Annotated in this window: 16 protein-coding genes; all 16 read left to right on the plus strand. The window is 67.1% G+C overall.

Annotated elements, in window-relative coordinates; all coding sequences use genetic code 11:
- The first annotated feature begins 15 nt into the window (after window positions 1–15).
- The 16 genes from rpsB (at window position 16) to ACG04R_RS10950 (ending at window position 14,964) form a co-directional block, all read left to right on the plus strand.
- A complete protein-coding gene (gene rpsB / locus ACG04R_RS10875; RefSeq protein WP_394409478.1) occupies window positions 16–762 on the plus strand; it encodes a 30S ribosomal protein S2 in 747 nt (248 codons plus the stop codon).
- 69 nt (window positions 763–831) lie between these two features.
- Window positions 832–1,725: a translation elongation factor Ts gene (gene tsf, locus ACG04R_RS10880; protein WP_394409481.1), complete on the plus strand. Its 894-nt coding sequence runs from the start codon at window positions 832–834 to the stop codon at window positions 1,723–1,725.
- Between the two features lie 84 nt (window positions 1,726–1,809).
- On the plus strand, window positions 1,810–2,520 hold the full coding sequence (pyrH, locus tag ACG04R_RS10885) for a UMP kinase (RefSeq protein WP_394409484.1): 711 nt from the start codon (window positions 1,810–1,812) through the stop codon (window positions 2,518–2,520).
- 80 nt (window positions 2,521–2,600) lie between these two features.
- Window positions 2,601–3,161 carry a ribosome recycling factor gene (gene frr / locus ACG04R_RS10890; RefSeq protein WP_394409487.1) on the plus strand — a complete coding sequence of 187 codons (561 nt, stop codon included), beginning with the start codon at window positions 2,601–2,603 and terminating at the stop codon, window positions 3,159–3,161.
- Window positions 3,158–3,898, plus strand: a complete 741-nt coding sequence (uppS, locus tag ACG04R_RS10895; RefSeq protein ID WP_394409490.1) for a polyprenyl diphosphate synthase — start codon at window positions 3,158–3,160, stop codon at window positions 3,896–3,898. The genes frr and uppS overlap by 4 nt, the downstream gene beginning before the upstream one ends.
- A gap of 12 nt (window positions 3,899–3,910) precedes the next feature.
- On the plus strand, window positions 3,911–4,747 hold the full coding sequence (locus ACG04R_RS10900; protein ID WP_394409493.1) for a phosphatidate cytidylyltransferase: 837 nt from the start codon (window positions 3,911–3,913) through the stop codon (window positions 4,745–4,747).
- 7 nt (window positions 4,748–4,754) lie between these two features.
- On the plus strand, window positions 4,755–5,939 hold the full coding sequence (gene ispC, locus ACG04R_RS10905; protein ID WP_394409496.1) for a 1-deoxy-D-xylulose-5-phosphate reductoisomerase: 1,185 nt from the start codon (window positions 4,755–4,757) through the stop codon (window positions 5,937–5,939).
- Window positions 5,930–7,309, plus strand: a complete 1,380-nt coding sequence (rseP, locus tag ACG04R_RS10910; RefSeq protein ID WP_394409499.1) for an RIP metalloprotease RseP — start codon at window positions 5,930–5,932, stop codon at window positions 7,307–7,309. The genes ispC and rseP overlap by 10 nt, the downstream gene beginning before the upstream one ends.
- 14 nt (window positions 7,310–7,323) lie before the next feature.
- The gene (gene bamA / locus ACG04R_RS10915) at window positions 7,324–9,645 is read left to right on the plus strand and encodes an outer membrane protein assembly factor BamA (protein ID WP_394409502.1); all 2,322 of its coding nucleotides are present in this window, start codon (window positions 7,324–7,326) and stop codon (window positions 9,643–9,645) included.
- On the plus strand, window positions 9,645–10,154 hold the full coding sequence (locus tag ACG04R_RS10920; RefSeq protein WP_394409505.1) for an OmpH/Skp family outer membrane protein: 510 nt from the start codon (window positions 9,645–9,647) through the stop codon (window positions 10,152–10,154). Before bamA ends, ACG04R_RS10920 begins: the two co-directional genes overlap by 1 nt.
- Before the next feature lie 12 nt (window positions 10,155–10,166).
- On the plus strand, window positions 10,167–11,207 hold the full coding sequence (gene lpxD / locus ACG04R_RS10925; RefSeq protein ID WP_394409508.1) for a UDP-3-O-(3-hydroxymyristoyl)glucosamine N-acyltransferase: 1,041 nt from the start codon (window positions 10,167–10,169) through the stop codon (window positions 11,205–11,207).
- Window positions 11,204–11,671 (plus strand): 3-hydroxyacyl-ACP dehydratase FabZ, encoded by a 468-nt coding sequence (fabZ, locus tag ACG04R_RS10930; RefSeq protein ID WP_394409511.1) that lies wholly within the window; start codon window positions 11,204–11,206, stop codon window positions 11,669–11,671. Before lpxD ends, fabZ begins: the two co-directional genes overlap by 4 nt.
- Before the next feature lie 11 nt (window positions 11,672–11,682).
- On the plus strand, window positions 11,683–12,471 hold the full coding sequence (gene lpxA / locus ACG04R_RS10935) for an acyl-ACP--UDP-N-acetylglucosamine O-acyltransferase (protein ID WP_394409514.1): 789 nt from the start codon (window positions 11,683–11,685) through the stop codon (window positions 12,469–12,471).
- Window positions 12,472–12,474: 3 nt separating this feature from the next.
- Window positions 12,475–13,599, plus strand: a complete 1,125-nt coding sequence (gene lpxB / locus ACG04R_RS10940) for a lipid-A-disaccharide synthase (protein ID WP_394409517.1) — start codon at window positions 12,475–12,477, stop codon at window positions 13,597–13,599.
- Window positions 13,571–14,191 carry a ribonuclease HII gene (gene rnhB, locus ACG04R_RS10945; RefSeq protein ID WP_394409520.1) on the plus strand — a complete coding sequence of 207 codons (621 nt, stop codon included), beginning with the start codon at window positions 13,571–13,573 and terminating at the stop codon, window positions 14,189–14,191. The genes lpxB and rnhB overlap by 29 nt, the downstream gene beginning before the upstream one ends.
- Window positions 14,188–14,964: a TrmH family RNA methyltransferase gene (locus tag ACG04R_RS10950; RefSeq protein WP_394409523.1), complete on the plus strand. Its 777-nt coding sequence runs from the start codon at window positions 14,188–14,190 to the stop codon at window positions 14,962–14,964. Before rnhB ends, ACG04R_RS10950 begins: the two co-directional genes overlap by 4 nt.
- Window positions 14,965–14,968 lie beyond the last annotated feature (4 nt).

Below are 14,968 nucleotides of genomic sequence, written 5' to 3' on the forward strand. Positions count from 1 at the left end.
TTCGGAGTAAGACCCATGTCTGTCACGATGCGCGAGATGCTGGAAGCCGGCGTCCATTTCGGTCACCAAACCCGCTTCTGGAACCCCAAGATGGCCCCGTATATCTACGGCCATCGCAACAAGATCCACATCATCAACCTCGAGAAGACGCTGCCCGCGTTCAACGATGCGATGAAGTTCGTGCGCTCGCTGGCTGCCAAGCGCGGCACGATCCTGATGATCGGTACGAAGCGCCAGGCTCGTGAGTTCATCGCCGCCGAAGCGCAACGCGCCGGCATGCCCTACGTCGACTCGCGTTGGCTGGGCGGCATGATGACCAACTTCAAGACGGTCAAGACCTCCCTGAAGAACCTGAAGGACATGCAGGCCCAGGTCGAGGCTGGCACCCAGCCCGCGATCAAGAAGGAAGCCCTGCTGTTCCAGCGCGACATCGCCAAGCTGGAAAAGAACATCGGCGGCATCCAGGACATGACTGCGCTGCCCGATGCCATCTTCGTCATCGACGTCGGCTATCACAAGATTGCCGTTGCCGAAGCCAAGAAGCTGGGCATTCCCGTCATCGGCGTGGTTGACACCAACCACTCGCCCGAAGGCATCGACTACGTCATCCCTGGCAACGACGACTCCGCCAAGGCCGTGGCCCTGTACGCCCGCGCCGTCGCTGACGCCGTGCTGGAAGGCAAGGCCAACGCCACCGCCGACGTGCTGGCTGCTGTCGCCCCCGCCGGCGACGAGTTCGTCGAGGTCTCCGAAGAGGCGTAAGCCCTTTCGACCCTGCATCTGAAAGGGGCCGCGAGGCCCCTTTTGCCAACCGAAATCTGGAGAAACGAAATGGCTGCAATCACTGCAAGCATGGTGGGCGAACTGCGTGCCCGCACCGACGCCCCGATGATGGAGTGCAAGAAGGCGCTGACCGAGGCCGACGGCGACCTGGGCCGCGCCGAGGAAATCCTGCGCGTCAAGCTGGGCAACAAGGCCGGCAAGGCCGCCTCGCGCATCACCGCCGAAGGCGTGGTGTCGTCGGCCGTCGTGAACGGCAACGGCGCGCTGATCGAAGTGAACTGCGAGACCGATTTCGTCTCGAAGAACGACGCGTTCCTGGCCTTCGTCGGCGCACTGGCCGGCCTGGTGGCCGAGCACAACCCGGCTGACGTGGCTGCCCTGTCCGCCCTGCCGCTGTCCCAGGAAGGCTTCGGCCCGACGGTGGAAGACGTGCGCAAGGGTCTGATCGGCAAGATCGGCGAGAACATGACGATCCGCCGCTTCCAGCGCTACACCGGCTCCAAGCTGGCCTCCTACCTGCACGGCACCCGCATCGGCGTGGTCGTCGAGTTCGAAGGTGACGACACGGCCGCCAAGGATGTCGCCATGCACATCGCCGCCATGAAGCCCGCCGCGCTCTCCAGCGCCGACGTGCCGGCCGAACTGGTCGAGAAGGAGCGCAAGATCGCCACCGAGAAGGCTGCCGAATCCGGCAAGCCGGCCGACATCGTCGCCAAGATGGTCGAAGGCTCGGTGCAGAAGTTCCTGAAGGAAGTCTCGCTGCTGGACCAGGTCTTCGTGAAGGCCGCCGACGGCAAGCAGACCGTGGGCGCGCACCTGAAGGCCGCCAACACGACGGTCAAGGGCTTCACGCTCTACGTCGTCGGTGAAGGCATCGAGAAGAAGGTCGACGACTTCGCGGCCGAAGTGGCCGCCCAGGTGGCGGCTGCCAAGGGTCAGTAAAAGACTCTTGCGATAGATAAGGGCGCCAAGTTGGCGCCCTTTAAACTTCCGGGCCACCACAGGCCCCCGAATTCTGAGGACACCATGCCCGCGTACAAGCGCATCCTGCTCAAACTCTCCGGCGAAGCCCTGATGGGCGACGACGCCTACGGCATCAACCGCGCGACCATCGTCCGCATGGTGCAGGAGGTCCGTGAAGTGACGCAGATGGGCGTGGAAGTCGCCGTCGTCATCGGCGGCGGCAACATCTTCCGCGGCGTGGCGGGCGGCTCGGTCGGCATGGACCGTGCGACGGCCGACTACATGGGCATGCTGGCCACGGTGATGAACTCGCTGGCGCTGGCCGACACGATGCGCCAGGAAGGCATGACGGCCCGCGTGATGTCGGCCATCGCCATCGACCAGGTCGTCGAGCCGTATGTGCGCCCGAAGGCGCTGCAATACCTCGAAGAAGGCAAGGTTGTCGTCTTCGCCGCCGGCACCGGCAACCCCTTCTTCACGACCGACACCGCCGCCGCTCTGCGTGGTGCCGAGGTCGGTGCCGAGATCGTGCTGAAGGCCACCAAGGTCGATGGCGTCTACACCGCCGACCCCAAGAAGAACCCCGAAGCGACGCGCTATTCCAGCATCACGTTCGACGAGGCCATCTCGCGCAACCTGCAGGTCATGGACGGCGCGGCGTTCGCGCTGTGCCGCGACCAGAAGCTGCCGATCAAGGTGTTCAGCATCTTCAAGGCGGGTGCGCTCAAGCGCGTCGTGCAGGGCGAGGACGAAGGCACGCTGGTCCACGTGTAAGTCAGTTTGGGGACAGAGCTACTCGCTTCGCTCGGGCGGCGAGTCCCGCAAGGTCAATAAGCTACGAGAGACGACAGATCATGAGCACCGCAGACATCAAGAAGAACGCCGAGGCCAAGATGGCCAAGTCCGTCGAGTCGCTGAAAGGCGAACTGCAGAAGATCCGCACGGGTCGTGCCCATCCCGGCATCCTGGACCAGGTGAGCGTCGACTACTACGGTTCCATGGTGCCGATCTCGCAGGTGGCCAACGTGACGTTGCTGGATGCCCGCACGATCTCCGTCCAACCCTGGGAAAAGGGCATGGGTGCCAAGATCGAGAAGGCCATCCGCGAGAGCGACCTGGGCCTGAACCCGGCAAGCCAGGGTGACCTGATCCGCGTGCCGATGCCGCCGCTGACCGAAGAGCGCCGCAAGGACCTGACCAAGGTGGTGCGCAACACCGGCGAAGACGCCAAGGTGGCCGTGCGCAACCTGCGCCGCGACGCCAACGAGCAGGCCAAGAAGCTGCTGAAGGACAAGGAGATCGGCGAGGACGACGAGCGTCGCAGCCTCGACGAAGTGCAGAAGCTCACCGACCGGGTGATCAACGAGATCGACAAGCTGATCTCGGCCAAGGAAGCCGAGATCCTCGCGGTTTGAACGCTTTCTCCACCGTGGCTCAAGACCGCCTGGCGCCGCCGCGCCATGTCGCCATCGTCATGGATGGCAATGGACGCTGGGCCAAGAAGCGCTTCCTGCCGCGTTTCTTCGGCCACAAGGCCGGCGTGGATGCCCTCGTCAAGATCGTCCAGGCCTGCATCGATCGCGACATCGAGCACCTGACGGTGTTTGCCTTCTCCAGCGAGAACTGGAAGCGGCCCAGCGACGAGGTCTCCGGCCTGATGGGCCTGGTGTTGGCGGCCGTGAGCCGCTACCTCGCCAAGATGGGTGCGATGGGGGTGCGCATCCGCATCGTCGGCGACCGCGACGCTGTCTCCGACAAGCTGCGCAACGCGTGGAACGAGGCCGAGTCCAGCACGCTGCACAACACCAAGCTGACGCTCAACGTCGCCTTCAACTACGGCGGCCGCTGGGACATCGTGCAGGCAACCCGCAAGGCCATCGCCGCCGGTGTGCCGGCCGACGAGCTGACCGAGGCCAAGCTGTCCGAGTTCATGGCCATGGCGCATGCGCCGGACCCCGACCTCTTCATCCGCACGGGCGGCGAGGTGCGCATCAGCAACTTCCTGCTCTGGCAGGTGGCTTACACCGAGTTCGTGTTCTCGGACTGCCTGTGGCCCGAGTTCGGCGAGCGTGAGCTGGATGCAGCCATTGCGGCTTTTCACGAACGCGACCGCCGCTTCGGCGGCGTCAAGGAAACCCCGGCCGAGGCCTGACGGGACCCCAGCATGCTCAAGACCCGCGTCATCACCGCCGTCGTGCTGCTGGCCGTCCTGCTGCCGGCGCTGTTTGCCGCCTCGCCGTGGTACTTCGCCGGGCTTACCGTGTTGATGATCGGCGCGGCCGGCTGGGAATGGGCGCGGCTCAATGGCCTGCCTGGAACCGGCGCCATCGCGGCCGGCGTGGCGCTGGCACTGGCGTGCGTCTGGACGCTGCTGATCGGCGGCCTGGAAGCGCCACCTTCGTGGGTCTGGTGGCTGGCCACCGGTGTCTGGGTACTGGGCGGCGCCTATGCGTTGCGCGCCGGTCCGGCCGGCTGGCCGCAGATCGCCCCCGTCGGCCGGCTGGCCCTCGGCGCGCTACTGTTGTGGGGAGCCTGGCTGGCCATCGTGCAGGCCAAGGTCCATGGCATCAATTTCATCCTGTCGGTGTTCTGCCTCGTCTGGATGGCCGACATTGCTGCCTACTTCGGCGGCCGCGCCTTCGGCAAGCGCAAGCTCGCGCCCAGCATCAGCCCCGGCAAGAGCTGGGAGGGCGTGTGGAGCGGTCAGATCGGCGTCATCCTGCTGGGCGTTGTCTGGGTCCACGTCATCGACATGAAGCTGGGCGTCGATTCGGCCAGCGTCTTCACGCTGCTGGTGCAGCGTCATGGCATCGTGTCGCTGCTGGCCGTGGTCTTCCTCGCCGCGATGAGTGTCGTCGGCGACCTCTTCGAATCCCTCGTCAAGCGCGCCGTCGGCGCCAAGGACAGCAGTGGCCTGCTGCCGGGCCACGGCGGCGTGCTGGACCGCATCGACGCGCTGCTGCCGGCGTTCCCGCTGGCCCTCGCGCTGATCAGCCTGTGATCCCCTCATGACCCGTCAACGCGTCTGCGTCCTTGGCTCGACCGGCTCCATCGGCGTCAACACGCTGGACGTGCTGGCCCGCCACCCCGAGCGCTACGAGGTCGTCGCGCTGAGCGCAATGAGCCGTGTCGACGAACTGCTGGCCCAGTGCCTGACGTGGCAGCCGCGCTTCGCCGTCATGCCGCAGCGCGAGGCCGCTTCGCAGTTGCGCGAACGGCTGCGTGAGGCCGGCAGCCGCACCGAGGTGCTGGACGGTGCCGCGGCACTGGCCGAGATTGCCGCGCATCCGGACGTCGACACCGTCATGGCCGCCATCGTCGGTGCCGCTGGCCTGGCGCCCGCCATCGCCGCGGCGCGCGCGGGCAAGCGCCTGCTGCTGGCCAACAAGGAGGCCATCGTTGTCGGCGGTGCCTTGTTCATGCACGCGGTGGAGGAGGGCGGCGCGACGCTGCTGCCCATCGACAGCGAGCACTCGGCCATCTTCCAGTGCCTGCCGGAAGACCGCACGACCTGGCGCGACCGCATCGACCATATCGTGCTGACCGCGTCCGGCGGCCCGTTCCGCAGCCGCGATCCGAAGACGCTGGCCGACGTGACGCCCGACCAGGCCTGCGCCCACCCGAACTGGGTCATGGGCCGCAAGATCTCGGTCGACTCGGCGACGATGATGAACAAGGCGCTGGAGGTCATCGAGGCGCGCTGGCTGTTTGACCTCGCGCCCGAGCAGATCCGCGTGCTGATCCACCCGCAGAGCATCATCCACTCGATGGTGGTCTGCCGCGACCAGTCGGTCCTCGCGCAGCTCGGCACGCCTGACATGCGCGTGCCCATCGCCTACGGCCTGTCCTTCCCCGAGCGCATCACGTCCGGCGCCAGCCGCCTGGACCTGCTGACGACGCCCAGCCTCACGTTCGAAGAGGCCGACGCCGTGCGCTTCCCCGGCCTGCACCTGTCCTGGCAGGCGCTGCGCGCCCCGGAGGGCAGCACGACGGTGCTGAACGCGGCCAACGAGGTTGCCGTCGATGCGTTCCTGAACGGCCGCCTGCGCTTCGACCGCATCCATGCCCTAAACGCGCACTGCCTTGGCGCCATTGCTCCGACTGCGGCCGACCGCGCCAGCATCGACGGTCTGCTCGCGCTGGATGCGCGAGTGCGCGAACTCGCACAGCGACAGGTAGCGGCATGGACCTGACGCAGAAGATCCAGAGCGCCTTCTGGTTCATCGTTGCGATCGGCATCCTGGTGCCCATCCACGAGTGGGGCCACTACCGCGTCGCGAGGGCCTGCGGCGTCAAGGTGCTGCGCTTCTCCGTCGGCTTCGGCCGCGTGCTGTGGAGTCGCGTCGGCCGCAACGGCACCGAGTTCGCGATCAGCTCCGTGCCGCTGGGTGGGTACGTGCGCATGCTGGGCATGGGCGACGAGCCCATCGCGCCGCACGAGCGCGAGCAGGCCTTCAAGAACAAGTCGGTCGGTCAGCGTGCCGCCGTCATCGTGGCCGGTCCGGCGGCCAACTGGGTGCTGGCCATCCTGCTGTTCGCCGCGGTGGCGTGGATGGGCAGCGAGCAGCCCAAGGCCGTGCTGGGCACGCCGCCCGCGGCGTCGCTGGCCGAGCGCGCGGGGCTGCATGCTGGCGACTGGGTTCGGGCGGTGTCCAGCGACGGCCAGCAGTGGGACGACGTCGCCTCGCTGGTCGACCTGCAAGCTGCCGTCGGGCGGGCGCAGGCGCTGGGCGAGGGCGTGCACCTTTCCGTCACCGATGCGCAGGGGCATGGCTCGCGCAGCGTGCGGCTGGACACCGAGCAACTGGCCGGCCACTCGCCTGATGCCAAGCTGTTCAACGATATCGGCCTGGCGCCGCTGTCCGAGCCCGTGATCGGGCAGGTCATCGCCGGTGGTGCGGGGGCTGCAGCGGGCCTGCTGACCGGCGACCGCGTGCTGAGCATCGACGGCCAGGAGGTGCCGGATGCCGGCTTCCTGCGTGACGCCATCCGGCGCGCCCATGACGGTGAACAGCCGCGCACGTTGGCCCTGCACGTCGAGCGGGCCGGGCAGGTGATGGAACTGAGCGCCACGCCGCGGCTGGTCGACGATGGCGGGCGCCGCATAGCGCGGCTGGAGATCGGCATCGGAACGCGGCCCGAGACCCTCACCGTCAGCTACGGCCTGCTCGACGGCCTGCTGCACGGCGCCCAGCAAAGCTGGGACATGGCAGTGACGACCGTGAAGCTGATCGGGCGCATTCTGATTGGTGAAGCATCGGTAAAGAATTTCAGCGGCCCGCTGACGATTGCAGACTACGCGGGCCAGTCGGCGCGAGCAGGGCTCTCTCCGTTCCTGGACTTCCTCGCCAAGATTTCGATGAGCCTGGCGGTCCTTAACCTGCTGCCGCTGCCGATGCTCGATGGCGGACACCTCATGTATTATCTTTTCGAGGGTCTGAGCGGCCGCCCCGTCTCCGACTGGTGGCAGCAGCAATTGCAGCGAGCTGGCTTGCTGATCCTGATGCTGATGATGGCCTTGGCCCTTTCCAACGACGTCGGCCGCTACGCGGGCTGGCACTGAAACTCCCGGTTCCCATGTCCTTTTCTTTCAGTTCGGGAGCGAAGCGTCGCCCCTTCCGCCTCGGCTTGCTGGCTCTGGCTGTCACGGGGTTGTTCCAGTCGGGACTGGCCTGGGCGGTCGACCCCTTCGTGCTGAAGGACATCCGCGTCGAAGGCCTGCAGCGCACCGACCCGGGCACCGTGTTCGCGTCGCTGCCGTTCCGCATCGGCGACACCTACAACGACGAGAAGGGCGCCGCGGCGCTGCGTGCGCTGTTCGCGACCGGCCTGTTCAAGGACGTGCGCATCAGCATCGAGGGTGACGCCGTCGTCGTCATCATCGACGAGCGCCCCATCATCGCCAACGTCAACTTCGTCGGCCTGAAGGAGTTCGACACTGAGGCGCTGTCCAAGTCGCTGAAGGACGTCGGCATCGGCGAAGGCAAGCCCTTCGACAAGGCGCTGGCCGACCGTGCCGAGCAGGAACTCAAGCGCCAGTACCTCACGCGCAGCCTGTACGGCGCCGAGGTCACGACGACGATCACGCCCATCGAGCGCAACCGCGTCAACGTCAGCTTCAACGTGACCGAAGGCGAGCCGGCCAAGATCGCCGAGATCCGCATTCTCGGCAGCAAGGTGTTCTCCGAGAGCACGCTGCTGGGCCTGCTGGAGCAGACGACATCCGGCTGGCTGACCTGGTACACCAAGACCGACCGCTACTCGCGCGCCAAGCTGAACGCGGACCTGGAAACCATCCGCAGCTACTACCTGAACCGGGGCTACCTCGAGTTCGCCGTCACCTCCACGCAGGTGACGATCTCGCCGGACAAGCAGAGCATCAGCATCGCCGTCACGGTCAGCGAGGGGCAGCCCTACACCGTCACCGGCGTCAAGCTCGAAGGCGACTTCCTTGGCCGTGAGGAAGACTTCAAGCACCTCGTCTTCACCAAGCCCGGCCAGGCCTACAACGGCGAGGCCGTCGCGCAGACGACGCGTGCGTTCAGCGATTTGTACGGCACCTATGGCTACGCCTTCGCCCGCGTCGACAGCAAGCCCGAGATCGATCGTGCCACCGGCCAGGTCGTCGTGACCTTCGTCGGCGAGCCGCAGCGTCGCGTCTACGTGCGCAAGGTCATCATCTCCGGCAACTCCCGCACCCGCGACGAAGTCATCCGCCGCGAGTTCCGCCAGTTCGAGGCCGCCTGGTACGACGGCCAGAAGATCAAGGCTTCGCGTGACCGCGTCGAACGTCTGGGCTACTTCAAGGACAAGGAAGTCTCGATCGACACCCAGGAGGTGCCGGGCGCGCAGGACCAGGTCGACGTCATCCTGACCGTCGTCGAGCGTCCCACCGGTGCCATCACGGTCGGCGCCGGCTACTCCAGCCAGCAGAAGCTGTCCTTCACCGGCTCCATCCGCCAGGACAACGTCTTTGGCTCGGGTAACTACCTCGGCATCGACATCGCGACGGCCCGCACCGGCCGCCAGCTGCAGGTCAGCACGGTGGACCCGTACTTCACCGTGGACGGCGTGTCCCGCGCCATCGACCTGTTCTACCGCACGACGCGCCCGATCAACACGCTGGGCGAGGAGTACCAGTACATCACCAAGGGCGGCGCGGTCCGCTTCGGCGTGCCGTTCTCTGAGCTGGATACCGTCTTCTTCGGTGTCGGCTACGAGCAGACCGACATCACGACGTCGCGCGGCCTGCCGCAGGCCTACTTCCTGTTCACGAACCAGTACGGCCAGCGCAGCAACTCCATTCCGCTGACCATCGGCTGGCAGCGCGACAGCCGCGACAGCGTCATCACGCCGATGAAGGGCCGCTACCAGCGGCTCAACCTGGAGGCCAGCGCCATCGGCGACGTCCAGTACGCGCGCCTGAACGCCCAGTACCAGGAATATTTCGAGATCACGAACAAGATCACTCTGGGCATCAACAGCGAACTGGGCTGGGGTGTCGGCCTGGGCGGCAAGCCCTATCCGATCTTCAAGAACTTCTACGCCGGCGGCCTGGGTTCGGTGCGTGTCTTCGAGGCTGGCTCCTTGGGCCCGGTGGACACCACCGGCTCCTACAGCGGCGGCAACCGCCGTTTCAACACCAATGCCGAGCTGTACCTGCCGGTGCCGGGCAGTGGCAACGACAAGAGCTTCCGCATCTTCCTGTTCGGCGACGCCGGCAACGTCTGGGGTTCGCAGGAAAAGCTCAAGCTCGACAGCATTCGCGCATCGGCCGGTATCGGTCTGTCGTGGATCTCGCCGATGGGGCCGCTGCGCCTCAGCTACGGCAAACCTATCCGCAAGGAACGCACGGATAGAATCGAGAAATTCCAATTCCAGATCGGGACTGCATTCTGATGATGAGCAAGCTCTTGCAATCGGTGGCTCTGGCCGCGTCGATGATGGTGGCCACTTCGGCCGTGCAAGCCCAGGAACTGAAGATCGGCTTCGTCAACAGCGAGCGCGTGCTGCGCGAGGCCAACCTGGCCAAGGCCGCCCAGATCAAGCTGGAGGCGGAGTTCGGCAAGCGCGAGAAGGACCTGCGCGATCTGGAAGCCAAGCTGCGTGGCGCTGCGGAAAAGCTCGAGAAGGACGCGCCCACGCTGTCCGAAGCCGAGCGCGGTCGCCGTCAGCGCGACCTCGTCGAACAGGACCGCGACCTGCAGCGCCGCAAGCGTGAGTGGCAGGAAGACCTGACCCAGCGCAAGAACGAGGAACTGTCGGCCGTGGTCGAGAAGGCCAACAAGGTCATCAAGCAGATCTTCGATAACGAGAAGTACGACCTGATCCTGCAGGACGCCATCCACTTCAGCCCGCGCGTGGACATCACCAAGAAGGTGATCGACACGCTGAACGCGCAGAAGTAAGACGGGCACGCCATGAGCTCGACGACCGTCGCGCTCTCCGACCTGATCGCCGCCTTGGGCGGCGATTTGCTTGGTGGGTCCGACATCCGCATCGCGGCCATCGCACCGCTGGACGAGGCTGACGAGCACAGCATCTGCTTCCTCGCCAACCCGCGCTACCAGGCCCAGCTGGCCACGACGCGCGCGGCCTGCGTCATCGTCGCGCCGACGCTGGCCGAGGCGGCGGCCAATCGCGGCAGTTCGGGCGGCGCGGCCATCGTCACGCCCGAGCCCTACCTCTACTTCGCGCGGCTCACGCAGTGGTGGGCGGCGCGCACGCGCCCGGCCGCCCAGGCCGGCGTGCATGCCAGCGCCGTCGTGTCGCCTGACGCCGAGCTGGGCGAGGGCGTCGAGATCGGCCCGCTGGCCGTCATCGAGGCTGGCGCCGTCATCGGCGACGGTGCCCGCATCGGCGCGCACTGCGTCATCGAGCGCGATGCGATCGTCGGCGAAGGCACGCGCCTCGCGCCGCGCGTCGTGCTCGGCTACGGATGCCGCATCGGTGCCCGCGGCATCGTGCACAGTGGCGTCGTCATCGGCGCGGACGGCTTTGGCTTCGCACCGAGCAAGCAGGGCTACGTGAAGATCGAGCAGCTCGGCAATGTGACCATCGGCGACGACGTCGAGATCGGCGCCAACACCTGCATCGACCGCGGCGCGCTGAGTGACACCGTCATCGAAGACGGCGTCAAGCTCGACAACCTGATCCAGATCGCCCACAACGTGCGCATCGGCCGCAACACGGCCATGGCCGGCTGCGGCGCCATCGCCGGCTCGACGACGGTCGGTGCCAACTGCACCATCGGCGGCGCGGCCAACATCATCGGCCACCTCAACATCGTGGATGGCGTGCACATCACCGCCTGCACGCTGGTGACCCGGGACATCACGCAGCCTGGCGCCTACAGCGGCGCCTATCCCTTCGAAGAGAATTCGAGCTGGCAGAAGAACGCGGCCACGCTGCGCCAGCTCCATAGCCTGAGAGAGCGTGTGCGCGCGCTGGAAAAGAAATGACTGAGACGACGACCCCGATCACGATGGACATCCACGAAATCCTGCGCCGCCTGCCGCACCGCTACCCCATCCTGCTGGTGGACCGCGTCGTCGAGCTGGTCAAGGGCGAGCGCATCCGCGCGATCAAGAACGTCTCCATCAACGAGCCCTTCTTCCTCGGCCACTTCCCGCACCGGCCCGTGATGCCGGGCGTACTCATCCTCGAAGCCATGGCCCAGGCCGCGACGCTGCTGGCGCTGCGCAGCATGGACATGGTGCTGGACGAGAGCTCGGTCGTGTACTTCGCCGGCATCGACGGTGCGCGCTTCAAGCGCCCGGTCGAGCCGGGCGACCAGCTCGTGCTGGAAGTGACGCTGGGCCGTGCCAAGGCCGGCATCTACAAGTTCAACGCGAAGGCGCTGGTGGGTGACCAGGTCGCGGCCGAGGCCGAGCTGATGTGCACGATGCGCCGCATCGAAGCCTGAGGTCGCGCGCGATGGCCATCCATCCCACCGCCATCGTCGACCCCGCCGCCGAGCTGGACTCGTCCGTCGAGGTCGGCGCCTACTCGCTGATCGGCCCGCACGTGAAGATCGGCGCCGGCACCAAGGTCGGCCCGCATGTCGTCATCGAAGGTCACACGACCATCGGCCGCGACAACACCTTCTTCCAGTTCAGCTCCATCGGCGCGGCCAACCAGGACAAGAAGTACGCCGGCGAGCCGACGACTCTGGTCATCGGCGACCGCAACACCGTCCGCGAGTTCTGCACGCTGAACATCGGCACGGTCCAGGACCGCGGTGAGACGACGGTGGGCAACGACAACTGGATCATGGCCTACTGCCATCTGGCGCATGACTGTGTCATTGGCAACCAGAACGTGCTGGCCAACGGCGTGACCTTCGCCGGCCACGTGCACGTGGGCGACTGGGTCACCATCGGCGGGCTGACCGGCATCCTGCAGCGCATGCGCATCGGCGACCACGCGATGATCGGCTTCCAGGCTCACGTCGCGCAGGACGTGCCGCCCTTCATGACCGTGGACGGCAACCCGCTGGCGGCGCGCGCCGTCAACCTCGTCGGCCTGAAACGCCGCGACTTCAGCGCCGAGCGCATCGGTGTCATCCGCCAGATCTACAAGCTGCTCTACCGCAGTGGCCACACGCTCGATGAAGCGAAGGCGGCCATCGCCGCGCTGCGTGGCAGCGAGGCCGGTGCGGCGGACGGCGATATCGACCTGATGCTGAACTTCCTCGCCGCGTCCACCCGCGGCATCGTCCGTTAACTGATGCAGACCGCGCCCCGCCTCGGCATGGTGGCCGGCGAGGCCAGCGGTGACCTGCTGGCCGGCCTGCTGCTGCAGGGCCTGCGTGCGCGCTGGCCCGCGCTGAAGTCCGAAGGCATCGGCGGCCCGAAGATGATGGCCCAGGGTTTCGAGACCTGGTGGCCGCACAGCAAGCTGTCCATCTTCGGCTACGTCGATGCGCTGCTGAACCTCCGCGAGCTGCTGTCCATCCGCAAGCAGCTCGGCACGCGCCTCATCCAGAACCGGCCTGACGTCTTCATCGGCGTGGACGCGCCCGATTTCAACTTCGGCCTGGAGACGCGGCTGCGCGAGGCGGGCATCAAGACGGTTCACTTCGTCTGCCCGTCGATCTGGGCCTGGCGGCCGGAGCGCGTCGTGAAGATCAAGGCCGCGGCCGACCACGTGCTGTGCCTGTTTCCGTTCGAGCCCGAGATTCTTCACAAGGCCGGCATTGGTGCCACCTACGTGGGTCACCCGCTGGCCGACGCGATTCCGATGGAGCCTCCGCGTGCGGCGTCGCGCGAGGCGCTGAACCTGCCGGAACAGGACACCGTCATCGCGCTCCTGCCCGGCAGCCGCAGGAGCGAGATCAAGTACATCGCACCGGCGCTGATCGGCGCGGCCAGGCTGCTGGCCCGGCCCGGCCGGCGCTTTGTCATGCCCGTGGTGCCTGGCCTGCGCGGCCTGATCGAACCGATGCTCGGCGGCGCCGACATCCAGCTCGTCGACGGCCAGTCTCACGCGGCGCTCGCAGCCTGCGACCTGACGCTGGTCGCCAGCGGCACGGCCACGCTGGAGGCGGCGCTGTTCAAGCGGCCCATGGTCATCGCCTACCGCATGAACTGGCTGAACTGGTGGCGCATGAAGGACAAGGGCCTGCTGCCCTGGGTGGGCCTGCCCAACATCCTGGCGCGCGAGTTCCTCGTGCCGGAGCTGATCCAGCACGCCTGCACGCCCGAGGCGCTGGCGCGCGAGGCCGAGGGCCTGCTGGCCGACGCGCCGCGCCGCGCCGCGCTGCGCCAGCGCTTTGTCCAACTCCACGAGCTGCTGCGGCAAGACACCGCGCAGCGCGCCAGCGATGCGATCGAGACGCTCATCAACGCCTGAGCAGGTGTCGCTCGACTGGACGCCCACCGTCGGCCTCATCGCCGGCGTGGACGAGGCCGGCCGCGGGCCACTGGCCGGCCCGGTGTTCGCCGCGGCCGTCATCCTCGACGACCTGCAGCCCATCAAGGGCCTGGCCGACTCCAAGGCGCTGACCGCGGCCAAGCGCGCCAGGCTCTACGACGAGATCCGCGCCAAGGCGCTGTGCTGCTGCATCGCACAGGCGTCGACCGAAGAGATCGACCGGATCAACATCCTGCAGGCCACGATGCTGGCCATGCAGCGCGCGGTGAACGGCCTGCGGCTGAAACCGGCGCTGGTGCAAGTGGACGGCAACCGCCTGCCGGTGCTGCCGATGGCGGCCGAGGCCATCGTGAAGGGCGACGCCAAGGTCCAGGCCATTTCGGCCGCCAGCATCCTGGCCAAGGTCGCCCGCGACCAGTTCTGCGAGCAGATGCACGAGAGTCATCCGCAGTACGGCTTCGCCACGCACAAGGGCTACGGTACGCCGGAGCATCTGGCGGCGCTGAAGGAACATGGCGCCAGCCCCTGGCACCGCCGCAGCTTTGCGCCGGTGCGTGAATGCCTGCGATGAGTACACAGATTCTTCACGTCACGTCCCGCGACAACCCGGCGCTCGTGCGGCTGCGCAAGCTGACTGCGGACGCCGGCGGCTACCGCAAGACCGGCAGCGTCTGGATCGAGGGCGACCATCTGCTGCGTGCAGCGCTGCAGCGGGGCTGGCAGCCAGCGCTTGTCGTGCTGACCGAAGCCGCGATGCAGGACACGACGCTGGCGGCGCTGGTCGAGTCCGCACCGCGCGCGCTGGTCGTGCCAACCGCGCTGTTCAAGGGACTGAGCGGCCTGGAGTCGCCCGCGCAGATCGGTGCCGAGCTGACGTTGCCTGCGGCGCCCGCCATCGATGCCCACGCCGCCAGCGTCGTGCTGGACCGGCTGCAGGATGCCGGCAACGTTGGTGCCATCCTGCGCAGTGCGGCGGCCTTCGGCGTGCGCCAGGTGCTGGCGCTGAAGGGCACGGCCGCGCTGTGGTCGCCCAAGGTGCTGCGGGCGGGGCAGGGTGCGCACTTCGGCCTGCGCCTCGTCGAAGGCTTGGCGGCCGATGATCTCGCGGCGCTCGCCGTGCCGATGGTCGCGACGAGTTCGCACACGGAACACGTGCTGCATCGCGTCGCGCTACCGAAGCCGTGCGCCTGGGTCATGGGCCATGAAGGGCAGGGCGTGTCGCCCGTGCTGATGGCGCGCTGCGCGCTGACCGTGGGCATCCCGCAGCCGGGCGGCGAGGAGTCGCTGAACGTCGCGGCCGCCGCCGCGATCTGCCTGTACGAGAGCGCACGACAGCAGGGCTGACCCA

Source organism: Pelomonas candidula (assembly GCF_043555985.1).
GTDB classification, from domain to species: Bacteria; Pseudomonadota; Gammaproteobacteria; order Burkholderiales; family Burkholderiaceae_C; genus Pelomonas; species Pelomonas candidula.